This window comes from Sphingomonas cannabina (genome assembly GCF_021391395.1).
Taxonomy (GTDB): domain Bacteria; phylum Pseudomonadota; class Alphaproteobacteria; order Sphingomonadales; family Sphingomonadaceae; genus Sphingomonas; species Sphingomonas cannabina.
The window spans coordinates 1,093,009-1,116,154 of the sequence record NZ_CP090059.1 but is presented as its reverse complement, the minus strand read 5'-3'; the positions used below and the strand labels follow the sequence as shown (position 1 = coordinate 1,116,154).

The 23,146-nt window shown below is 69.2% G+C and carries 16 protein-coding genes; 10 read left to right on the top strand and 6 right to left on the bottom strand.

Annotated features, from left to right (window positions below):
• Positions 1-250: 250 nt before the first annotated feature.
• A complete protein-coding gene (xylA, locus tag LZK98_RS05455) occupies positions 251-1,561 on the bottom strand; it encodes a xylose isomerase (protein ID WP_233785388.1) in 1,311 nt (436 codons plus the stop codon).
• Complete coding sequence (xylB, locus tag LZK98_RS05450) at positions 1,561-3,009, bottom strand: xylulokinase (protein WP_233785387.1); 1,449 nt, start codon at positions 3,007-3,009, stop codon at positions 1,561-1,563. The genes xylA and xylB overlap by 1 nt, the downstream gene beginning before the upstream one ends.
• A gap of 184 nt (positions 3,010-3,193) precedes the next feature.
• On the opposite strand from xylB, the gene LZK98_RS05445 reads away from it, so the two are divergent.
• The 8 genes from LZK98_RS05445 (at position 3,194) to LZK98_RS05410 (ending at position 16,238) form a co-directional block, all read left to right on the top strand.
• Positions 3,194-4,255, top strand: a complete 1,062-nt coding sequence (locus LZK98_RS05445; protein WP_233785386.1) for a LacI family DNA-binding transcriptional regulator — start codon at positions 3,194-3,196, stop codon at positions 4,253-4,255.
• 126 nt (positions 4,256-4,381) lie between these two features.
• Positions 4,382-5,431, top strand: coding sequence for a pectinesterase family protein (locus tag LZK98_RS05440; protein ID WP_233785385.1), 1,050 nt, complete (start codon positions 4,382-4,384; stop codon positions 5,429-5,431).
• A gap of 37 nt (positions 5,432-5,468) precedes the next feature.
• The gene (locus LZK98_RS05435; protein WP_233785384.1) at positions 5,469-8,909 is read left to right on the top strand and encodes a TonB-dependent receptor domain-containing protein; all 3,441 of its coding nucleotides are present in this window, start codon (positions 5,469-5,471) and stop codon (positions 8,907-8,909) included.
• Positions 8,909-10,216: a family 43 glycosylhydrolase gene (locus tag LZK98_RS05430; protein ID WP_233785383.1), complete on the top strand. Its 1,308-nt coding sequence runs from the start codon at positions 8,909-8,911 to the stop codon at positions 10,214-10,216. The genes LZK98_RS05435 and LZK98_RS05430 overlap by 1 nt, the downstream gene beginning before the upstream one ends.
• Entirely contained in the window at positions 10,213-12,552 is a 2,340-nt protein-coding gene (locus tag LZK98_RS05425; RefSeq protein WP_233785382.1) for a glycoside hydrolase family 95 protein, read from the top strand. Before LZK98_RS05430 ends, LZK98_RS05425 begins: the two co-directional genes overlap by 4 nt.
• Positions 12,549-14,147 carry a family 43 glycosylhydrolase gene (locus tag LZK98_RS05420; protein WP_233785381.1) on the top strand — a complete coding sequence of 533 codons (1,599 nt, stop codon included), beginning with the start codon at positions 12,549-12,551 and terminating at the stop codon, positions 14,145-14,147. The genes LZK98_RS05425 and LZK98_RS05420 overlap by 4 nt, the downstream gene beginning before the upstream one ends.
• The gene (locus LZK98_RS05415) at positions 14,147-14,926 is read left to right on the top strand and encodes a rhamnogalacturonan acetylesterase (RefSeq protein ID WP_233785380.1); all 780 of its coding nucleotides are present in this window, start codon (positions 14,147-14,149) and stop codon (positions 14,924-14,926) included. Before LZK98_RS05420 ends, LZK98_RS05415 begins: the two co-directional genes overlap by 1 nt.
• Positions 14,927-14,933: 7 nt before the next feature.
• Positions 14,934-16,238 carry a pectate lyase family protein gene (locus LZK98_RS05410; RefSeq protein ID WP_233785379.1) on the top strand — a complete coding sequence of 435 codons (1,305 nt, stop codon included), beginning with the start codon at positions 14,934-14,936 and terminating at the stop codon, positions 16,236-16,238.
• 159 nt (positions 16,239-16,397) lie between these two features.
• On the opposite strand, the gene LZK98_RS05405 is transcribed toward LZK98_RS05410, so the two are convergent.
• Both LZK98_RS05405 and LZK98_RS05400 read right to left on the bottom strand, forming a co-directional pair.
• Positions 16,398-16,859: a Fur family transcriptional regulator gene (locus tag LZK98_RS05405; protein WP_233785378.1), complete on the bottom strand. Its 462-nt coding sequence runs from the start codon at positions 16,857-16,859 to the stop codon at positions 16,398-16,400.
• A 219-nt stretch (positions 16,860-17,078) separates the two neighbouring features.
• Complete coding sequence (locus LZK98_RS05400; RefSeq protein ID WP_233785377.1) at positions 17,079-18,071, bottom strand: aldo/keto reductase; 993 nt, start codon at positions 18,069-18,071, stop codon at positions 17,079-17,081.
• Positions 18,072-18,167: 96 nt separating this feature from the next.
• On the opposite strand from LZK98_RS05400, the gene LZK98_RS05395 reads away from it, so the two are divergent.
• Positions 18,168-19,085: a LysR family transcriptional regulator gene (locus tag LZK98_RS05395; protein WP_233785376.1), complete on the top strand. Its 918-nt coding sequence runs from the start codon at positions 18,168-18,170 to the stop codon at positions 19,083-19,085.
• 169 nt (positions 19,086-19,254) lie between these two features.
• Here LZK98_RS05395 and LZK98_RS05390 read toward each other — a convergent pair whose 3' ends face one another.
• Together LZK98_RS05390 and LZK98_RS05385 are read right to left on the bottom strand one after the other, a co-directional pair.
• Positions 19,255-19,770 carry a hypothetical protein gene (locus LZK98_RS05390; RefSeq protein WP_233785375.1) on the bottom strand — a complete coding sequence of 172 codons (516 nt, stop codon included), beginning with the start codon at positions 19,768-19,770 and terminating at the stop codon, positions 19,255-19,257.
• 238 nt (positions 19,771-20,008) lie between these two features.
• Positions 20,009-20,395 (bottom strand): MerC domain-containing protein, encoded by a 387-nt coding sequence (locus LZK98_RS05385; RefSeq protein WP_233785374.1) that lies wholly within the window; start codon positions 20,393-20,395, stop codon positions 20,009-20,011.
• Positions 20,396-20,550: 155 nt separating this feature from the next.
• Between LZK98_RS05385 and asnB the strand changes: the two genes are divergently transcribed.
• Complete coding sequence (gene asnB / locus LZK98_RS05380; RefSeq protein WP_233785373.1) at positions 20,551-23,061, top strand: asparagine synthase (glutamine-hydrolyzing); 2,511 nt, start codon at positions 20,551-20,553, stop codon at positions 23,059-23,061.
• Positions 23,062-23,146 lie beyond the last annotated feature (85 nt).

The window sequence follows — 23,146 nt, the reverse complement described above, 5'->3', positions numbered from 1 at the left end:
GGTCAAACCCGGGATGACATTGGTATTGAGCTGTCCGTGCTCCCGCGGAGGCAGGAGCCCTGGATCATGGGGACCGCGCTAATACCGATCGACGTTTGAGGATGACCGACGCCTCGACTCTCTTCGCTGTCACCCCGGACTTGTTCCGGGGTCCACCGGGAGGCAAGGACCGGCCAAGAGGTTTGAGCGCAGTCCGCGAGGCTCAGTGGACCCCGGCACAAGGCCGGGGTGACGCATCTCGCAATCCGCCTCAGATCACCCGGTTGATCAGATTCTCGATCCGCTCCTGCCGCCCCGAACGCGGCACCGGGGCAAGATCGCGCTCAACGGCAAGGTCCGCGATGCCGGCAAGGTCACGCGTCCCGACCAACCGGCCCAGCTCCCCGTCCCACCCCGCATACCGCTCGCGCCGGATCACATCGACACGCCCGTCCTCGATCACCCGTGCCGCATTGAGCAGCCCCTTCGCCACCACGTCGATCCCGCCGACGTGGCCATAGACCAGGTCGACCGGATCGACCGACTGCCGCCGCACCTTGGCGTCGAAGTTGAAGCCGCCCGTCGTGAACCCGCCCGTGCGCAGCACCTCGACAAGCGCCAGCGTCATCTCCTCGACCGAATTGGGGAATTGGTCGGTGTCCCAGCCGTTCTGCGGGTCGCCGCGATTGGCGTCGATCGACCCGAAGATGCCGAGCGCGCCCGCCATCGCCAGCTCATGCTCGAAGCTGTGGCCGGACAGCGTCGCATGGTTCGCCTCGATGTTGACGCGGACCTCGTCCTCCAGCCCGTAGCGCTTGAGGAAGCCGTACACGGTCGCGGTGTCGAAGTCGTACTGGTGCTTGGTCGGCTCGTGCGGCTTGGGCTCGATCAGGATGGTGCCGGTGAAGCCGATCTTGTGCTTGTGCTCGACCACCAGGTTGAGGAACCGCCCGAGATTGTCGAGCTCGCGGCCGAGGTCGGTGTTGTGCAGCGTCTCATAGCCCTCGCGTCCGCCCCACAGCACGTAGTTGGTGCCGCCGAGCCGGTGCGTCGCCTCCAGCGCGTGGCGGACCTGGAACGCCGCCCAGGCATAGACCTCGGGATCGGGATTGGTCGCCCCGCCCGCGGCATAGCGGGGGTGGCTGAACAGATTGGCGGTGCCCCACAGCAGCCGGCGGCCGCTCGCCGCCTGCAGCCGCTCGAGATCGTCGACCGCCTCGGCGAAGAAGCGGCCGTGCTCGGCGACGCTGTGCGCCTCCGCCATCACGTCGACGTCGTGGAAGGTGTAGAAAGGTACGTCGAGCTTGCGGAACAGGTCGAACGCCACCGCGCGCTTCTGCGCGGCCGCGGCGCTGTCGTTGGCGCCGGCGTGCCACGGCCGGTTGAAGGTGCCGCCGCCGAACACGTCGCTGCCAGGCCAGCAGAAGCTGTGCCAGAAGCAGATCGCGAAGCGGAGGTGGTCCTCCATCCGCTTGCCGAGCACCACCCGGTCCTTGTCGTACCAGCGATAGGCGAGCTCGTTGTCGGTCTCCGGCCCTTCGTAGCGGATCTGAGGGATGTCGGCGAAATAGTCGGTGGCCATCAGGCGCTCCTTGGTGTGATGCGGGGATAGGCGGCGCGGAAGGCGGCGTGCTTCTCCGCCAGCGCGTCGATGAGGTCGGGTTCGGGATCGATGGTACGCGCGACCGGCGGCGGCACGCAGACCTCGGCCGGATCGCCGCCATCGACGGCGAGCTGCGCGAGCCGGGCGCCGCCGAGCGCGGGACCGACCTCGCCGCCCTGGAGATAGACCAGCGGCAGCTGCATCGCGCTCGCCAGCACGCGCCCCCAATAGCCCGAGCGCGCCCCGCCGCCGACGACGGCGAGCTGCTCGAGCTCGGTCCCCGCCTCGCGCAGCACGGCAAGACCATCGGCCAGCGCGAAGGCCACGCCTTCGAGCACAGCCTGCGCGAGCCGCCCGCCGTCGCTGTCATAATCGAGCCTGAGGAACGCCCCGCGCACCTCGGCGTCGTTGTGCGGCGTCCGCTCGCCGGAGAGATACGGCAGGAAGATCTCGGGCCCGCTCGCCGGCCCCGCCGCTTCGGCGCGGGCGAACAGCTCGGCCGGGCCCGCGGCGCCGGTGATCCGCGCCACCCAGTCCATGCACGCCGCGGCCGAGAGATGCACCGACATCTGGTGCCACATGCCCGGCAGGCAGTGGCAGAAGGCATGGACCGCCCGATCGGGATTGGGCCGGAAGTCGCGCGTCGCGACGAAGATCACGCCGGAGGTGCCGAGCGACAGCAGCGCGTCGCCGTCCCTCACCACGCCGACCCCGGCCGCCGCCGCGGCATTGTCGCCGCCGCCCGCCGCGACCGGCACCGCGCCCATGCCCCACAGCTCGGCGACTTCGGGCCGCAGCCGGCCGGTGATTTCGCTTCCCTCGTGCAACACCGGCATCTGCGCTTCGTCGAGCCCGCACGCCGCGAGCAGCGCCTCGCTCCATCGCCGCGCGCCGACGTCGAGCCACAATGTCCCGGCGCTGTCGGAAAGGTCGGACGCCTTGTCGCCGGTCATGCGCAGCCGGACATAATCCTTGGGCAGCAGCACGGTCGCCACGCGGGCGAAGACGTCGGGCTCATGCGCCCGGAGCCACAGCAGCTTGGGCGCGGTGAAGCCCGGCATCGCCATGTTGCCGGCGATCCGCCGCAGCTCGGGCACCCGCGCTTCGAGTGTCTCGCATTCGGCAAAGCTCCGCCCGTCGTTCCACAGGATCGCCGGCCGCAGCGGCCGGTCGTCGGCGCCGAGCAGGGTCGCGCCGTGCATCTGCCCCGCCAGCCCCACGCCGCGCACCGCGCGCCGCACGGCCGGGTCGATCGCCTGCACCGCCGCGGTGGTCGCGGCCCACCACGCCTCCGGGTCCTGCTCCGACCACAGGGGGTGCGGCCGCTGGACGGTGAGCGCCGCGGTACCCTGCCCCGCGATCGCGCCGCGCTCGTCGAGCACGACCGCCTTCACCCCCGAGGTGCCGATGTCGATGCCGAGGAACATGCGTCAGCGTCGCGGCGATCGGAAGGAAGCCTCGCGGCGGCGAATCATCTTACGCTCTCCTGACAATTCCGGCACGGGTCCGCGTCCGGTATTTACGTTAGCGCTATCACTTTCACCTGCGCGCCGCAACGGCGAGATATGACGAATGCCTTGCGCGCCCCGCCGGGACATGGAACACGGCGCCATGGCCCGAACCCCCCGCACCAGCGCCTCGTCGCCGACGATCTTCGACGTCGCCCAGCGCGCCGGCGTCTCGCAGATGACCGTATCGCGCGTCATCAACGGCCGGCACAACGTCTCGGCCGAGACGCGCCAGAAGGTCAACGACATCATCAAGGCGCTGGGCTATGCGCCCAATCCCGCCGCGCGCAGCCTCGCCGGCGCCGACCGGTTGCGCGTCGGCCTGCTCTACAGCAATCCCAGCGCCTTCTTCCTCAGCGAGTTCCTGGTCGGCGGCTTCAGCACCGCCAGCCGCGATGACGTCCAGCTCGTCATCGAGCAATGCGAGGATGAGGGCAAGACCGACGAGAAAACCCTGGTCCAGCGCCTGCTGGCGAAGGAGGTCGACGGCGCGATCCTGCCCCCGCCGCTGTGCGAATCGCCGGTGGTGCTCGCCGCCTTCGCCGAGGCCGGCGTACCGCTCGTCACCATCGCCAGCGGCCACCCGGCGCCCGGTGTCATGTCGGTCGGCATCGACGATCAGGCCGCCGCGCGCGCGATGACGCGGCACCTGATCGCGCTCGGCCACCGCCGCATCGGCTTCGTCAAAGGCAGCCCCCGCCTGCTGGCGAGCGCGGAGCGACTCGCCGGCTATCGCGACGCCTTGGCCGAGGCCGGCATCGAACCCGATCCCGCGCTGATCGTCGAGGGCGAGTTCACCTACCGCTCCGGCCTAGATGCCGCCGAGGAGCTGCTCGCGCTCGACGAGCGGCCGAGCGCGATCTTCGCCAGCAATGACGACATGGCGGCCGCGGTGATCGCGGTCGCGCACGGCGACCGGCTCGACGTGCCGGGCGACCTCAGTGTGGTCGGGTTCGACGACACCGGCTTCGCCACCTCGATCTGGCCCGAACTCACCACCATCCGCCAGCCGATCGGCGAGATGGCGCACAGCGCGCTCGCCATGCTCACGCGCCAGCTCCGCAACGGCAAGCGCAAGCACGAGCCCGAGCAGCGCCTGCTCGACTTCACCCTGATTCGCCGCCAGTCGGATGCCCCGCCGCGCCGCCGTTCGCGCCGGCGATAGAATCTCAACAGGTCGCTTCATCGAGGCGGTCCACCGGTGTCATCTTGCTTTCTCGCTCGTCTTTGTCTAGCGCTAACACAACGACACGCCGCAAAGGCGGTCATGGCCGGATGGCGAGAGGGGATGATGGGAGAGCTTGCAGCCGATGCGCATGTCCGCTCCGTCCTCGGACGGAGGCAGGTGCTCGCGGGCGCCTCGGCCACCGCGCTGGCCGGGCTTGCCGCACCGGCGGCCGCCGCTTCCCATGACGTCATCGTTTCCACGTCCGGCCGCCGCGGCACGGTGCCCTCGCTCAGCGAAGCGCTCGCGATCGCCGCGCGCGCCGGCGGCGTCCCTTTCACGATCGGTCTCGATCCCGGCACCTATCGCGAGAAGCTGTCCGTCACCGTCCCCAACGTCACGCTGGCCGGAACCGCCCCCGGCGCGGTGATCGCCTTCGCGGCCGGCGCGGCGCTGCCCTCGCCGGAGGGGCGCAACTGGGGCACCAGCGGCTCGGCGGTGCTGACGATCGCCGCGCCCGGCGTCACGCTCCGCAACCTCACCATCTGCAACGACCATCCCTATCTCGCGCAGCCGATGCAGGCAGTGGCGCTCGCCGTCGCCGCTGCGGGCGAGCGCACCCGCATCACCGGCTGCCGCATCGAAGGCTACCAGGACACGCTGCTGATCCAGGCCTCGACCCATGTCGTGGATTGCCGCATCAGCGGCTGCATCGACTTCATCTTCGGCGGCGGCGCGGCCTGGATCGAACGATGCGAGATCGTCAGCCGCTCCGTGCCCAACGCTCCGGCCGGCTACATTGCCGCGCCCAGCACGCACGAGCGCCAGCGCTACGGCCTCGTCTTCGACCGCTGCCGGCTGACCCGCGAGACCGGCGTCCCCGACGGCTCGATCTTCCTCGGCCGGCCATGGCGCGCCGGTGGCAACATGGCGCTGACCGGCCAGGCATCGTTCCTGCGCTGCTGGATGGACGCGCACATCGCGCCCGCCGGCTGGACCTCGATGGGCTACACCGACCCGGCCGGCGTCCGCCGCCAGCTCACGCCGGCGGAGGCCCGCTTCTCCGAATATGGCAGCCGCGGACCGGGGGCCGTCGCCGCCCCAAGCCGCCCCCAACTTGCGGCCGACGCTTATGCGCGAATGACACCGGTATCAATTCTGGGCTGGGGCCCCTGATCGAAACCACGACACAACAAAAAGAGGGAGAGAGAGAATGGACCAAGGCAATTTCGGACGGCGGGCAAGGACGGCCGCCGGACAGGGCGTATCGCTCGCGGCGATCCTGATCGCACTGGGGACGGCGGCACCCGCAGCGGCGCAGACCGGCGTCGGCTCGACGCCCGAGCAGGCGGAGGCCACGGCCGCCCCCGACCAGTCCGGCACCGGCGCGGACACCGTCCAGACCGCCGCCAACGAGACGCCCGCCGACATCATCGTCACCGGCTTCCGCGGCTCGATCCAATCCTCGCTCAACGAGAAGCGCCAGTCGGACCTCCAGATCGACGTGATCACTGCGGAGGACATCGCCGACTTCCCTGATGCCAACCTCGCCGAATCGCTGCAGCGCCTGCCCGGCGTCTCGATCGACCGCGACAATGGCGAGGGCCGCGGCATCACCGTGCGCGGCCTCGGCGGCGACTTCAACCGCACCCGCTTGAACGGCCTGGAGGCGCTGTCGACCGCCGGCGCCAACGATGCCGGCACCAGCCCCAACCGCAGCCGCTCGTTCGACTACAACACCTTCGCCTCCGAGCTGTTCAGCTCGCTGAAGGTGCAGAAGACCCCCTCGGCCGAGACCGACGAGGGCTCGCTCGGCGCGACGATCGACCTCGAGACCGGCAAGCCCTTCGACTACAAGGGCAGCCGCTTCGCGCTGTCCGGGGAAGGCAGCTACAACGAGAACAGCAAGAAGGTGAATCCGCGCCTCGCCGGCCTGGTCTCGTTCCGCTTCGGCGCCGACAAGCGCATGGGCCTGCTGCTCTCGGCCGCCTACAACCGCACCGAGAACGTCATCGATTCCTACATCCGCTCGCCCGGCCAGTCGGACTATCTCTACCGCAGCAGCCAGTTCGTCGGCGAAGGCGTGCCGCAGCGCGCCGGCTTCTCCGCGCCGGTCGGGTCGCTCAACTACGCCAACCCGAACGCGACCGCCTTCCAGACCGGATCGGACCCGGCGGCCTACGCCAAGCTCTACCCCGGCGCGCCCTACAACACGCCCGGCCGGTTCGACGATTCGACCGTGCGCATCCCGGCGCTGCCGTCGCTCAACCACCAGCTCGTGCGCAACAACCGCATCGGGCTGACCGGTTCCTATCAATGGGACGTGACGTCGAAGACGCGGCTCACCATCGACGGCCTCTACTCGCGCTTCCGCAACGTCAGCGAGAACGACCAGCTCTCGCCGGTCGGCCTCAACCGCAACAACACCAACGCGGCCTACAACAATGCCTCCGGCCGCCTCGCCCCTGCCACGGCGCGGGGTGCCTATCCGGGCCTGTGCACCTACAACGCCGGCAGCGATCTCGTGCCGGCGCAGGATTGCGGGCAGGAGATGTACGGCACCACGCCGGCCTTCACGACCGCGTTCAACCAGCAGGGACAGGTGGTGCCGGCGGTGCTCGGCACCAACATCTTCAGCACCAATCCCAACAACCTCGATCCTTACGACTATTACAACAATCCGAATTCGGTGGGGTACATCCCGTCGAGCAACGGCCTCGCCTATCGCGGGCAGCTGATCGGCCGCCCGGCGGTCGACGTGCTCGACGCCAACGTCACCAACGGCAACGCCGACTATCTGGTGCTGCGCAACGTCGATATGCGTTCGGCGGTCGACTATTCGGCCTACACCACCACCTTCTGGCAGGGCAGCGCGCGGATCGACCATGAGTTCAGCGACGCCTTCAAGGTGTCGGCGATCTACGGCAAGTCCAAGTCGGTCAACTATCAGACCGGCCTGCTCGCCGAGTTCAACCGCATGGATTCGCCCGAGAATTTCGTCTACGACGACCGCGATCACGGCAAGATGCCGATCCTCGATTTCGGCTTCGACACCACCGATCCCAACAACTGGCAGATGGTGAAGGGCTTCTCCGCCCTCCGCCATTACGAACGCTACGTCCGTAACACCTATGAGGGCGCCAAGGTCGACTTCGACTGGAAGGTCAACGACGAGTTCAACATCGGCTTCGGCGCCACCCGTCGCACCTTCGGCTTCTATACCCAGCAGGCCGAGCGCAACACCGACACGCTCAATCCCACGCTGCTGGAGGCGGGATCGACCACCGCCGCGAACAGCAAGCTCGTCTCGTTCGGCAAGGGACTGAACGTGCCCGAAGGCACTATCTCCAGCTTCCTGGTGCCCGATCTCGGCAAGATCGACGACCTCATCGGCTTCCAGTGCGACTGCATCAACAAATACGGCGATTTCCGCCTGACCACCAAGCGCAACGGCGGCCAGAACAACTTCGGTGTGAGTGAGAAGGACACCGCCTTCTACCTCGAGTTCGACTTCAACTCCGAGCTGTTCGGCCAGCCGCTGCGCGGCAACGTCGGCACCCGCGTCGCGATCACCGACCTGACCTCGACCGGCACCTCCCAGGCGGGCCGGCCGATCGTCGGCCGCAACAAATACACCGACTGGCTGCCGTCGCTGAACGTCGTCTACGAGCCGGTCCGCAATTTCTACATCCGCATCGGCGCGTCGCAGGTGATGGCGCGGCCGCTGCTCGCCAATCTCTCGCCGACGATCACCTCGATCTCCGTCCCCAGCAACGGCGACAACACCGGCGCGTCGATGACGATCGGCAATCCCAAGCTCAGCCCGTTCCGCTCGACCAACTTCGACGTCAGCCTCGAATGGTATTTCACCCGATCGAGCCTGATCTCGATCGCCGGCTTCTCCAAGGACATCTCGTCCTTCCCGCAGACGGTGCTATTCACCGCCCCGCTGTCGCAGTTCGCCGATGCCGACACGATCGCGGCGATCCGCGCGCAATACACCAACCCCAACCAGACCGCCTATATCGACAACAATTACCCGTTCGTGGCGCGCCAGTATCGCGATGCGCCGGGTGGGTATCTGCGCGGCTTCGAGATCAATTTTCAGCAGAACTTCACGTTCCTGCCGGGATTCCTCAAGAACTTCGGCGCGCTGGTGAATTACACCTACATCAAGTCGGAACTGAACTACATCCTCGACCCCGGCACCGCGACGCGGGCGCAGACAACGGGTACGGGCCCCTTCATCGGCGTGTCGCCGCAGGCGCTCAACGGCACGCTGTTCTACGAGGTCCCGGCGTTCCGCGCCCGCGTATCGGTCGCGCATCGCAAGGGCTATGTCTCGCAATATCCGATCGCGGCGGGATCGTGCGGCCCGGGCCTCAGCACCGTCGGCACCGGCACCGCGACCGCGCCGACGGAAAGCGCCGGCTGCGACAGCCCGCTCATCAACGACTTCGTCTACAGCCGTGCGACAACCAACGTCGACGCGTCGCTGAGCTTCAACGTCCTCAAGAATTTCTCGATCACGGTGGAGGGGCTCAACCTCACCAACCAGACCACCAACCGCTATGCCTATCAGGGCCAGGAAGCGGTGACCAACTACGGCAGCAGCGGGCGCGTCTACCGCGTCGGCGCGCGGCTGAGCTTTTGATGGTCCTCCCCGGAGAGCCTGCTTCCCGTCGTCCGGCAACGGACGGCGGGGAGCCTTTTCCCCTCGATCGCCGTACCCTGCTGAAGGGCGCGGCGCTGCTGACGCTGCCGGGCGCGGCCTTCGCGCAGCAGCCGCCCTACGGCCCGGCGCCGCGCCCGGGCGAGCCGCCACGCACCGGCGGCGACAACAGCGGCCGCATCGTCCCGCCGCCTCCGCCCGGCTACTGGCCCTATCGCGGCACCAGCGGCCCCGGCCGCCGCGCCACCGCGGCCAGCGCCAGCGGCGGCTGGACCTCGGGCCTGCCCGACGTGCGCTACAAGGGACCCGACACGCCGCCCTACCCGCTCGCGCCCTGGGGGGAGTCGGACACGGGCACCGCGGTGACGCAGGGGCTGCTGCCCCGCATCCGCCCGCTCCACGACGTCCACATCCGCGACACCATCGTCTGCCTCGGCGGCGACGGTCATTACTACATGACCGGCTCGACCGGCGACAACATCTGGGCGACCAACGACGGCGTCGAGCTGTGGCGCTCGAAGGACCTCGACCGCTGGGACTATCTCGGCCTGGTCTGGTCGATCGAGCGCGACGGCGGCTGGGAGAAGAGCTGGCGGATGCGCGCCGGCGTGCCGTTCCGCGCGCTGTGGGCGCCCGAGATCCATTTCATCCGCGGCAACTACGTCATCTGCCACAGCATGAGCCGCGCCGGCCTCGCCATCCTCAAGAGCACGACCGGCCGCGCGGAAGGCCCCTATGTCCACGCCTTCTCGCCCGACAAGCCGCTCCGCAAGGGCATCGACGCGACGCTGTTCGAGGCGCCTGACGGATCGGTGTGGCTGACCTACGGCTCGGCCGAGGAAATCGTCCGGCTGAAGGACGACCTCTCCGGCTATGCCGGCGAGTGGCAGCCGATGACCAGCGCCGACGGCTGGGACCTCGATCCGTCGCATCATCGCAAGCAATGCGCCGACCAGGGCTATCGTCACTTCGGCTACGAAGGCGCGACGATGTTCGAGCGGAACGGCGTCTATTACCTCGGCGTCGTCGACCGCTACGACGACCGCTATTCCTTCGCCTTCTGGATGTCCGACAAGCCGACCGGCCCGTGGCGCGACCGCCACGAGGGCGCGCCCTGCTGCGGCGGCGGCAACGTGCTGCGCGATGCCGAGGGGCGCTGGTGGCAGACCTTCTTCGGCAACGACGCCTGGAGCCACTTCCGCGAGAAACCCGGGCTGGTGCGGATCGACTTCGACGCCGCAGGCCGCATAGTCGTCGCCGAGGACCAACCGTTCAGGATGACGACATGACCATTTCGCGCCGCGAGACTTTGGGACTGATGGCCACCGCCGGCGTCGCCGCCGCGCTCCCCAAGCGCGCGGAGGCGGCCGCGCCGCATCCGCTCACGCTCTGGTACGAGCAGCCGGCCGCCGAATGGACCCAGGCGCTCCCGGTCGGCAACGGCCGGCTCGGCGCGATGGTGTTCGGCGGCGTCGCGCGCGAGCGGCTCCAGCTCAACGAGGGGACATTGTGGGGCGGCGGCCCCCACGACCCGGTCAACCCCGGCGCCCGTGCGGCCCTGCCCAAGCTGCGCGAGATGATCTTCGCAGGCCGCTTCGCCGAGGCGGAGGCCTTCGCCAATGCCAATGTGATGGCGAAGCCGCTCCGGCAGATGCCCTATCAGGGCCTCGGCGACCTGTTCCTCGACTTTCCCGGCCTCGGCGAACCGGCCGACTATCGCCGCGCGCTTGACCTCGACGCCGCCGTGGCGACCACCCGCTTCACCGCCAACGGCGTACTCCATGAGCGGAAGGTGCTCGCTTCCGTCCCCGACCGCCTGATCGCAGTACGGCTCAAGGCCGGCCGCAGCGGCGCGATCGACGTCGACCTGTCCTTCACCTCGCCGCACAAGTCGGCCTCGGCGCGTGCGGACGGGCATGAACTGGTGCTGACCGGCACCAACACCGCCGCCCAGGGGATTCCCCCGGCGCTACGCTTCACCGCCCGCGCCCGCGTCCAGGCGAAGGGCGGCACCGTCACCGCGACCGGCGACCGCCTGACGGTACGCGGCGCCCGCGAGCTGGTGATCCTGCTGGCGATGGCGACCAGCTTCCGCCGCTTTGACGACGTCAGCGGCGATCCCGACGCGCTCACCACCGCAACCCTCGACGCCGCCGACAAGCGCCCCTTCGCCCGCATCGCCGCCGACGCGACGGCGGAGCACCGCCGCCTGTTCCGCCGCGTCACGCTCGACCTCGGCACCAGCCCGGCCGCCGCACTCTCCACCGACCAGCGTGTCCGCGCCGACAACCTCGCCGCCGACCCGAGCCTCGCCACGCTCTACTTCCAGTATGGCCGCTACCTGCTGATCTCCTGCTCGCGCCCCGGCGGCCAAGCGGCTACCCTGCAGGGTCTGTGGAACGACAGCCTCAACCCGCCGTGGGGCTCCAAATACACCGTCAACATCAACACCGAGATGAACTACTGGCCCGCCGAGGCCGCCAACCTCCCCGAATGCGTCGAGCCGCTGGTCGACCTGATCCGCGGCATCGCCGAGCGCGGCGCCCACACCGCGCAGGCGATGTACGGCGCGCGCGGCTGGGTATGCCACCACAACACCGACCTGTGGCGCGGCACCGCGCCGATCGACGGCGCCAAATACGGCCTGTGGCCGACCGGCGGCGCGTGGCTCTGCACCCACCTCTGGATCCGCTGGGAATATGGCTGCGACCGGGATTTCCTCGCTGCGGCCTATCCGCTGATGGCCGGCGCCGCGCGCTTCTTCCTCGACACGCTGCAGCGCGATCCCGAGACCGGCTATCTCGTCACCAACCCGTCGCTCAGCCCTGAGAACGGCCACGGCCACGGCTCGTCCTTGTGCGCAGGTCCGACGATGGACATGGCGATCCTGCGCGACCTGTTCGACCAGACGAGCGAAGCCGCGGCCATCCTCGGCCGCGATGCCGAGTTCGTCGCCGAGATGCGCGCCGCCCGCGCCCGCCTCGCTCCTTTCAAGATCGGCGCTGAGGGCCAGCTCCAGGAATGGCAGCAGGATTGGGACGCGGGCGCCGACGACATCCACCACCGCCACGTCAGCCACCTCTACGCGCTCTACCCCTCGCACCAGATCGCGCCCGACACCACGCCCGATCTCGCCGCCGCCGCCCGCCGCAGCCTGGAGATCCGCGGCGACCGCGCGACCGGTTGGGCGACCGCCTGGCGCGCGAACCTCTGGGCAAGGCTGCGCGACGGCGACCACGCTCATAGCATCCTCGCCTTCCTGCTCGGCCCCGAGCGCACCTACCCCAATCTGTTCGACGCCCACCCGCCCTTCCAGATCGACGGCAATTTCGGCGGCGCCGCGGCGGTGATCGAGATGCTGCTGCAGAGCCGCGGCGACACGATCGACCTGTTCCCCGCCCTCCCCCGCGCCTGGAGCGACGGCAGCATCACGGGCCTGCGCGCCCGCGGCGGCTGGCAGGTCGACCTCGCCTGGCGCGCAGGGCGCCTGACCCAAGCGACCTTCCGCGCCGACCTCCCCGGCACGCGCACCGTGCTCGCCCACGGCCGCCTCACCGAGATCACGCTGGCCAAGGGCCAGCGCCGCACCCTCACCGCCAGCAGTTTCGAGAAAGGACAGGCATGACCGTCACCAGGCGCGACGCGCTCACCACCGCGCTCGCCGGCACCATGCTGGGCGCGCTGCCGGCACGCGCCGAGACGAAGGACGACGCCTGCGCCCCCTTGCCCACCAACTGGCGCCGCGGCTTCGACAACCAGCGCATCGCCGACCTCGGCGACGGCCGCTTCCTCAACCCGCTGCTGTCGGGCGACCGCCCCGATCCCGCCATCCTCAAGGACGGCGACGACTATTACATGACCTTCTCGAGCTTCGAGAGCTATCCCGGCCTCACCATCTGGCACAGCCGCGACCTCATCAACTGGCAACCGCGCAAGGCCGCCCTCACCAGGAACATCGGCTCGGTCTGGGCAGTCAGCCTGGAGAAGCACAAGGGCCGCTATTTCCTCTACATCCCCGTCAAGGCGAAGCCGAACTCGATCTTCGTCATCTGGGCCGACCATATCGACGGCCCCTGGTCGGAGCCCGTAGACCTCCACCTCCCCAGCCACATCGACCCGTGCCACGCCGTCGGCGAGGACGGCTCGCGCTGGCTGTTCCTGTCGGGCGGCGACCGCGTCCGCCTCTCCGACGACGGCCTCTCCGTCATCGGCAAGCCCGAGCACGTCTACGACCCCTGGCGCTACCCCGACGACTGGGACGTCGAGGGCTTCGCGCCCGAAGGCCCCAAGATCGTCCGCCATGGCGGCTGGTTCTACATGATCACCGCGGTCGGCGGCACCGCCGGCCCGCCGACCGGGCACATGGTGATCGCCGCCCGCTCGCGCTCGATCCACGGGCCGTGGCAGAACGACCCCGCCAACCCCCTCGTCCACACCAAGAGCCGCGACGAGAAATGGTGGTCGCGCGGCCACGCCTCGCTGGTCGAGGCGCCGGACGGCGGCTGGTGGTCGGTCTACCACGGCTATGAGAACGGCTTCTGGACGCTCGGCCGCCAGACGCTGCTCGACCCGATCCGCTGGACCGACGACGGCTGGTTCCGCATGACCGGCGGCGACCTCTCCCAGCCGATCGCCAAGCCCAAGGGCGGCACCGCGCTCCCCCACGGCCAGCCCCTCTCCGACGACTTCCGCACGCTGGAGCTCGGCCGCAAGTGGAACTTCTTCCGCCCCGGCCCCGCCGAACGCGACCGTGCCCGCGTCGAGAACGGCGCGCTGGTGCTGACGGCGGTCGGCAAGGCCCCGAGCGACTCCTCCCCCCTGCTCCTCATCGCCGGCGACCCCGCCTACGAGTTCGACTGCGACGTCGAGATCGCGCCCGGCGGCACCGCCGGCCTCGTCCTCTTCTACGACGACAAGCTCTACTGCGGCCTCGGCTTCGACGAGCGCAACTTCGTCACCCACCAATACGGCATCGAGCGCGGCCGCCCCAAGAACCCGCACGGCCGCCGCATGCGCATCCGCCTCGCCAACAAGGAACATGTCGTCGCCATCCACACCAGCGGCGACGGTGGCCGCACCTGGCAACGCTTCGACCGCGGCATGGAGGTGTCGGGCTATCACCACAATGTCAGAGGAGGTTTCCTGATGCTCAGACCCGGTCTCTATTCGGCAGGCGCCGGCGCGGCGCGCTTCCGCGATTTCCGGTTCCGCGCGCTGTGATGCTGCTGCTCGCCGCCGCGCTCGCCGCGCAAGCCGCCCCGACGACGACGCCGTCGCCGGCCCAACCGATCCGCGCCTCCAAGATCGTCCTGGTCGGCGATTCCACCACCGCCGTCGCCGGCGGATGGGGCGGCGCCTTCTGCGCGGATCACGTCACCTCGTTCGTCGCCTGCGTCAACCTGGCGCGCGGCGGACGGAGCTCGGGCAGCTACCGCGCCGAGGGTTCATGGGATCTGGCGCTCGCCGAGATGAAAACGCCCGGTTTCACCAAAACATGGGTGCTGATCCAGTTCGGCCACAATGACCAGCCCGGCAAGCCCGGCCGCTCGACCGATCTCGCCACCGAATTCCCCGCGAACCTGCGCCGCTACGTCGAGGAGACCCGCGCGGCGGGCGCGATTCCCGTGCTGGTGACCCCGCTCACCCGCCGCACCTTCAAGAACGGCCAGCTGGACCGCGACCTCGATCCCTGGGCCGACGCGGTGCGCAGGGTCGCCGCCGAGCTCAAGGTCCCGCTCGTCGACCTCAACGCGAAGAGCGCCGCCGCGGTGCAGGCGATGGGCGAGGCCGAGGCCGATACGCTCGCCCAGCTCCCCAAGGGCGCCGCGCCGGCCGGCGACACCACCGCGACCGAGGTCAACGACAGCCCCTTCGCCCGGCGCAAGCTGTCGTTCGACCGCACGCACCTGGGCCGCAAGGGCGCCGACTATTTCTCGGCGATGGTCGCGCACGAGCTCGCCATCGCCGCGCCCGACACCGCCCGCCTGCTCTACGAGTGATCGCAGAATGATGATCGCCGACACGCCGCCCGTCGTGCAGCAGCTCGCCTTCCCCGGCGCGGAGGGCGCCGGCCGCTTCGCGCGCGGCGGGCGTGGCGGCAAGGTGATGATCGTCACCACGCTCGCCGACGACGGCCCCGGCTCGCTGCGCACCGCGGTTGAGACGCCGGGCCCCCGCATCATCGTCTTCGCCATCTCCGGCACGATCCGCCTCGCGCGCCCGCTCCGCATTAGAGAAGGCCAGGTGACGATCGCCGGCCAGTCGGCCCCCGGCGACGGCATTACGCTCCGCGATCACCCGCTGGAGGTCGCCGCCGACGATGTCGTGATCCGCTACATCCGCTCGCGTCTCGGTGACGAATCCAAATCCGAATCCGACGCGATCTGGATTCTCGGCGGCCGCCGCATCATCCTCGACCATGTCTCGGCGAGCTGGTCGGTCGACGAGACGCTGTCCGCCTCGGCCAACTACACGCGGCCCGGCGAAGGCTTCTGGGACTTGACCGTCCAATGGTCGATCATCGCGGATTCGCTCACCCACTCGCTCCATGCCAAGGGCGAGCACGGCTACGGCAGCCTGATCCGCGGCGGGCGCGGCTCGCGGATCAGCTTCCACCATAATCTCTGGGCCAATCACGAAGCGCGGATGCCGCGCCCGGGCAACTACAGCGGCCCTGACGCCGATCCCGAAGGCGCCTTCTTCGATTTCCGCTCGAACGTCTTCTACAACTGGGGCGGCAGCCACTCGGGCTACAACGCCGACAAGGCCACGCTCGCCCGCTACAATTTCGTCGACAACAGTTATCTGAGCGGCCCGGATTCGGACAAGCCGATCGCGTTCAACGAATCCAACACGCTGGCCAGGGCCTATTGGTCGGGCAACAGCATGAACGGCGCCATTCCCGCCGACCAATGGTCGCTGGTGTCGGGCATCCAGCCGGACGGCTATCGCCTGTCCGCACCGCTCGACGTCGCTCCGGTAACCCCCGATCCCGCGCCGTCGGCCTACCCCCGCGTGCTGGCCGAAGCCGGAGCCTCGCGCGTCCGCGACGCGGTCGACCGCCGCGTCGTCGAAGGCGTGCGCACCCGCACCGGCCGCCAGATCGACACCCAGTCGCAGGACGGCGGCTGGCCCGACCTCAAGTCGCTCCCCACGCCGAAGGACAGCGACCACGACGGAATGCCGGACGAATGGGAACGCCGCCACGGCCTCGACCCGCGCCGCGATGACAGCGCGAGCGACCGCGACGGCAACGGCTTCACGGCGATCGAGGATTATCTCAACGAGCTGGCCAGGCCGGCCGGCCCTTGAGGCGACGCCCCACTGTCCCTCTCCCTTTGGGAGAGGGAAGGAGCGCCGGAGGCGCGGGAGGGTGAGGGTGGCTGCGGCCGGCGAGGTCACCCTCACCCTCCCACTCAGGCTACGCCTGAGCGGGCCCCTCCCTCTCCCAATGGGAGAGGTGTGAAGGTACTACCCCTCGCAGTCCGCGCACTTCCCCCGCACCTCGATCACCGGCCGCTCGGGCGAGAATCCCGCCCCCTTCGCCGCCTGCCGTACCGTGCGGGTGATCGCGTCGTCGTCGATGTGCGTGGTCTGCCCGCACACGTCGCAAACCAGGAAGATGCAGTCGTGCAGGCAGTCGGGATGCGCGTTGGCGATATAGGCGTTGGCGCTCTCCACCCGCCGCGCGACATTGGCGCCGACGAATAGGTCGAGGATGCGGTAGACGCTGTTGGCGGCGACGCGGCGCCCCTCCGCCTTCGATACCGCCTCGGCGATGTCATAGGCGGATGCCGGCTTCTCGAACCCGGCCAGCGCCTCGAACACGCGCGAGCGCATCGGCGTCCATTGCTCGCCGGCCCTGGTCAGCGCCGTCTCGGCAGCGCGCGTCAGCGCGGCGCCATGGGGTTCGTGATGATGGTGCGCGGCCATGCCGTGAATGTAGGCTTCCGCAGCCACCGCGGCAAGGCGGGCGGGGGCAGCGGATGCTCCCTACTGTCCCTCTCCCTCTGGGAGAGGGAAGGAGCCGCGAAGCGGCGGGAGGGTGAGGGGGTGACTGCGGCCAGCGAGGTCACCCTCACCCCTCCCACTCGGGCTACGCCCGAGCGGGCCCCTCCCCTCTCCCAATGGGAGAGGGGAAAGAACCGAAGATTACCGCTGCCCGACCAGCCGCGCGACCTCCCGCTCGCCATAGCGGGCACCCTGGACGTCGGTCATGACCTCCCCGATCGCCGCCAATTCCTCCGGCGAGAGGCGGAGGTCGACCGCGGCGACGTTCGCCTCCAGGTTGGCGATCTTGCGCGCACCCGGGATGGGAACGATGTCGTCGCCCTGCGCCAGCACCCAGGCGAGGGCGAGCTGCGCCGCGGTCGCGCCCCGCGCCTCGGCCAGCGCCTTCAGCCGGTCGACCAGCGCGAGGTTCGCCTCCAGATTGCCCTCGGCGAAGCGCGGCAGCCCGGCGCGGAAGTCGTTCTGCTCCAAATCGTCGCGGCTGCGGATGCTGCCGGTCAGGAAGCCGCGCCCCAGCGGGCTGTAGGGCACGAAGCCGATGCCGAGCTCGCGGCAGACGGGCAGCACCGTGTCCTCCACCTCGCGGAACCACAGCGAATATTCGCTCTGCAGCGCGGCGATGGGGTGGACGGTATGGGCGCGCCGCAGCTGGTCGGCGGTCACCTCCGACAGGCCGATCGCGCGCACCTTGCCCTCGCGCACCAGCTCGGCCATGCCGCCGACCGATTCCTCGATCGGCACCGCCGGATCGGGCCGGTGCAGGTAGAACAGGTCGATCGTCTCGATGCCCAGCCGCCCGAGCGACGCCTCCGCGACCCGCCGCGCATTGGCCGGGCTGCCGTCGAGCCCGGTCGTGCGCTGGAAGCCGATGCCCTGGTCGCCGATGGTGAAGCCGAACTTGGTGGCGATCACCACCCGGTCGCGCACCTCGCGCAGCGCCCGCCCGACGATCTCCTCATTCTCATAAGGGCCATAGACCTCGGCGGTATCGAACAAAGTGACGCCGAGCTCGACCGCGCGGTGGAGCGTCGCGATCGACGCCGCCTCGTCCTGCCCGCCATAGGCCGCAGTGAAGCCCATGCAGCCGAGGCCGATCGCCGAGATCTGCAGGCTGCCCAATCTACGCTGTTCCATATCGTCCTCCTCTGGGTGGGGCCGACCCGATGTAGCGCGCTGTCCTGTTCAGATTACCCGCGCTATGAAGCACATCCTGTTCGATAGGATTGCACAATGGACCGCGACCAGCTGCCGCATCTGACGCTGTTCGCCGCGGTGGTCCGCGCGGGCGGGTTCCGGGCGGCGGCGCGGTCGCTCGGGCTGTCGCCGTCGGCGGTCAGCCACAGCGTCGGCGCGCTGGAGGAGCGGCTGGGCGTGCGGCTGCTCAACCGCTCGACGCGCAGCCTGTCGCTGACCGATGCGGGCCAGCGGCTGCTCGGCCGGCTCGAGCCGGCGCTGGCCGAGATCGCGGAAGGGATGCGCGAGGCGCGCGACGCGGACGGCGACCCGTCGGGCCGCGTGCGCGTCACGGCGACGGCGTCGAGCGCCTATATGCTGCTGAGGCCCCACCTTGGCGCGTTCGCCCGGGCCTATCCGTCGATCTCGCTCGACATCATCGTCGAGGATCGCTTCGTCGACATCGTCGCGGAGCGGTTCGACGTCGGCTTGCGCCTGGGCGAATCGCTGCAGCCGGACATGATCGCGGTGCGCATCGGCCCGCCGCAGCGCTTCACCATCGTCGCGGCGCCCGACTATCTCGCGTGCCACGGCCGCCCGGCGACGCTCGAGGCGCTGGCCGAGCACCGCTGCATCCAGCGCCGCTTCACCGGCGGCAACGTCTATGCCTGGGAAGTCGAGCGCGACGGCGCGGAGGTCACGCTGTCCGACATGGTGGCGGCGATGACCACCAACGACGACCAGCTCGCCTATCAGGCCGCGCTCAGCGGCGCGGGGATCGCCTTCCTCTACGAGGCACGCATCGCCGACGATCTCGCCGCCGGCCGGCTGGTCGAGCTGTTCCCCGACCATTGCCCGCCGTTCCCCGGCTTCTTCCTCTACCACCTCAGCCGCCGCCAGGTGCGGCCGGCGGTGCGGGCCTTCATCGACTTCTTCGTCGCGGCCAATCGGGTGGCGGCGACGTCGGCGCGATAGGTTAGGCCGGAAACGAGAATGGCAGCTAACGCCCTGGTTGCTGCCGTTCGTTCACGGTCGTAGCGCGCCTTAAAGCAGACGGTGGAGAGACCATCTTGACCGGCATCCGCATCTACAAGACGAAGACCGTTCAACGGCATCTCACCAGAAAGCTTCCTCGTAAATCTTGTCAGTGCGCTCGGTTATAGACCTGCTTATAGACAATCGGTGTAGAGAGAAGTGGACTGACAATGGTGGTATCCTCCACCAAATCCTGACCAACACTACGATACGTTGTGGTCCGCTCGATGTCATCGCCATGGAATGTTAGAGAAATGGCATCACCATTAGATTTTGCCGACACGTCAAAGACAAGCCCTTCCACGAGCTTCCACTTGATCGGCTCTCCGCCTAGCCAAACGACGATAGGTGCTTTGGCATCATACGCGATCCCCAACCGACTTCCTGCACTCGAAATTCTAATTCTATTTACCGCAATGGACTTGCGCAGCCTCATGCGAGCGAGAGGGCGCTTGGCGTTGGAAAGGCTTGCAATAGCGCTCTCGATCGCTTGAAAGGCGTTGTCGCTCCGTTCCTCGTCCAGAACATAGATGCCTGAAACCACACCTTGCACTGGGCTCGCGGAGCCTGAGCTAGAGCTCAAGATGAAAGCTCCGATCGCCGCCGACAAAGTCCAATGACGCATCACGCACTCCTCAAATTCCGCTGCTCGCCGTGACGGGTGTAGTGACGATCCGGCTTAGCGCATAGGTGATGCCTTGGTTGTCGGATCGAGGGATTTCCTCCCGTTTGTAAACGCACGGACTGGCGGAGGGCTGGCTGTATTAGAGGACCAAGCCTCGGGTCGCTAATGCGATCTGCAAACTCGAAAGCGGGCCAGCTTTCCACCCGATTCCGGCCGCTCGATCTTACGAATCTACAGCCTAGATCACCGCCCGCCGGTTGAGGTCGTGCCCCAGCGCGAGCAGGCCCACGCCGACCAGCGTGTAGAAGGTCTCGGCCCCGTCGTGCGGCAGCGACAACGCCCCCGCCATCACGCCGATCCCGAGCGCCCCGATCGCCGACGGCATCATATAGCCGTGCGCGAACATCCCCCGCCCCAGCGCCAGCGCGCCGAGCAGGATCGCGACCATCAGCCCCACCTCATGGATCCACGGCGCGAGCAGCAGCCCGCCCGCGGTCGAGGCCAGCGCGAGCAGCACCGACGTCGCCAGGCAATGCACCATGCACAGCCCGCTGAGCCCGATCGCCCAGCGATCGAGGCCGTGATACCAGCTTGAGCGGAACGCGAACGCCATGATCGCCGCCATCTATGCTCATTGAGGGCAAGTTACAACATCACATCCGCAGATTCCCGCCCGGGCATCGGCCTTAGGGTCGATCGTTGCGGCTATGCGGCGGTTAACGCTGTGCAATTTCCCGTCCTGTGCTAGGGGGACGCCGGGGCGAAAGGATCCGAACGACGATGTGCGGCATTGCAGGCTGGTATGCGCGGGGCGCCGCGAGCGTGACGCATGCCGTCGTCGCCGCGCAGTGCCGCACGATCCGGCACCGCGGTCCCGACGACGAGGGCATCCTGGTCGACGGCGACTTCGGCTTCGGGATGCGCCGGCTCAGCATCATCGACATCGCCGGCGGCCACCAGCCGATCGAGAGCCCCGACGGCCGCCACGCCATCGTCTTCAACGGCGAGATCTACAACCATCTCGAGCTGCGCCGGGAGCTCGCCCCGCTCGGCCACGCCTTCCGCACCCACAGCGATACCGAGACGATCCTCGCCGCCTGGCGCCAATGGGGCGACGCGGCATGGCAGCGCCTCGACGGCATGTTCGCCGCCGCGATCTGGGACCGGGCCGAACGCCGCCTGACGCTCGCCCGCGATCCGCTCGGCATCAAGCCGCTCTACGTCACCCGCCAGAACGGCGGCCTCGCCTTCGCCTCGGAGCTCAAGGCGCTGCTGCCGCTCCCCGGCCACCGCTTCGACGTCGACCGCCAAGCGGTCCACGACGTCTTCAGCTTCGGCCATATCCGCACCGACCGCTCGATCTATGCCGAGGTCGCGACGCTGCCCCCCGGCCACCTCCTCACCATCGGCGCGGAGGGCGAGGCCGAGATCCGCCCCTATTGGCGCCCCGCCTACCGCCAGGACCCCAGGCTCAGCGACGCCGACTGGATCGAGGCGATGCGCGAGCATCTCCTCAAGACGGTCGAGCGCCACCTCCTCGCCGACGTCGAGGTCGGCGCCTTCCTCTCCGGCGGGATCGATTCCTCCGCGGTCGTCGCGGCGATGGCCCGCCTCACCGGCGCCCCGGTCAAGACCTTCACCATCGGCTTCCCGGTCGAGCGCTACAACGAGGCGCCGTACGCGGAGGCGGTCGCCCGCCACCTCGGCACCACCCACACCACCCGTATCGTCGACCTCGCCGCCGCCCGCGACCTGCTGCCCGAACTCCAGCGCTGCTACGACGAGCCTTTCGCCGATCCCTCCGCGGTCCCGACCTGGTACCTCAGCCGCCTCGCCCGCGAGCAGGTCAAGGTCGTCCTGTCCGGCGACGGCGGCGACGAGCTGTTCATGGGCTACAAGCGCCACCTGACCGAGCGCGCGGTCGGCCGGATGCCCGCGCTCGCCCGCCACGCCGCGCGCGGCATCCTCTCGCTGCCGCCGACCCCGGTCCGCCAGTGGAACCGCGTGCTGCAGCGCTGGCAGAAGGCGGTCGGCACCGCCGGCCTCCCCGACGGCGCCAGCCGCTTCTTCGCCAAGACCCAGATCACCTCCATGGCCTTGCGCGAACGCGTCCTCGACCCCGAGCTGTTCGCCGAGTTCGACGGCCCGGGCGCCTACGAGCGCCTGCGCGACGAATATTTCCCCGATCCCGCCGCCGCCATCTCCCCCGACGGGCTCGATCAGTTCGCCTACGCCGACCTCACGCTCAACCTGCCCTGCGCGATGCTGACCAAGGTCGACCGCGCCAGCATGGCCAACTCGCTCGAGGTACGCGTGCCGCTCCTGAGCCCGGTGTTCGTCGACTGGGCGATGGGCGTGCCCCAGGACATGAAGGTCCGCGGCAAGACCGGCAAGTACATTCTGCGCGAGGCGATCAAGCCCTGGGTGCCCGACGGCATCGTCGACCGCCGCAAGCAGGGCTTCCAGATCCCGCTCGCCGAGTGGTTCGACGGCGACTTCGGCGACTATGCCCGCGAGCTGTGGCACGACAGCGGCGCCGCGGACCTCGGCTTCCTCCGGAGCGGCGAGGTCGACGCCCTGTTCGCCGAGCACCGCGAGGGCAAGCGCGACCACGGCCGCTTCCTCTATGCGCTGTCGATGTTCAGTCTGTGGTGGACCGACCGCAAGGCCGCGCCGGTGGAAGCGCCGGCGCCGGTGGCGGTCACGCCGCGAACCCCGGCGGTCGCGGCGAACGATCCCCTCCCGGCGGCGCCCGGCCGGCGCCTCGCCACCTTCGGCCGCGCCGCGGCGATGGCGGCGATGCTGTTCCTCGGCTGGGGCCTGCACGATGTCGTCGGTCCGGTGTTCCGCGCGCCCGCCCAGGCATCGAGCTTCGTCGACGAGGCGGTGATGAGCCACCGCGCCACGCTGCTCCGCGCCGCGATGCGCCTCGAGCCCGGCGTCGCCGCCTTCGATCGCACGGCCATGGAAAGGGCGACCGGCATCGCCATGCCCGCGCTGCCCGCCGGCTGGAAGCTGCTCGACGTCCAGGTCTATCCCTCCGCCGGAGGCCCCAGCATCGGCCTCGCCGTCCAGTCCGAGCGCGGCGAGCGCTTCTCGATCTTCGGCATGAAGGCCGAGACCCCCGGCGGCCCGACACCCGCGCTCGACAAGCGCCTCGACGACCAGGTCGCCTATTGGGAAGAGGGCCACCTCGCCTTCGCCGTCGTCGGCACGCTCGAAGCGAAGCGCCTGCTCCAGCTCGCCGCGATGCTCGAACCGGCCCGTCCCGCCGCCAAGACGATCACCTGAACTAAGCCCGGGTTCGATCAGGTTGAATCAAGCCCGCCTTCAGGGGAGGGGCTTAAGCGGCTCGCGACCCCAAGCGGGAAACGGG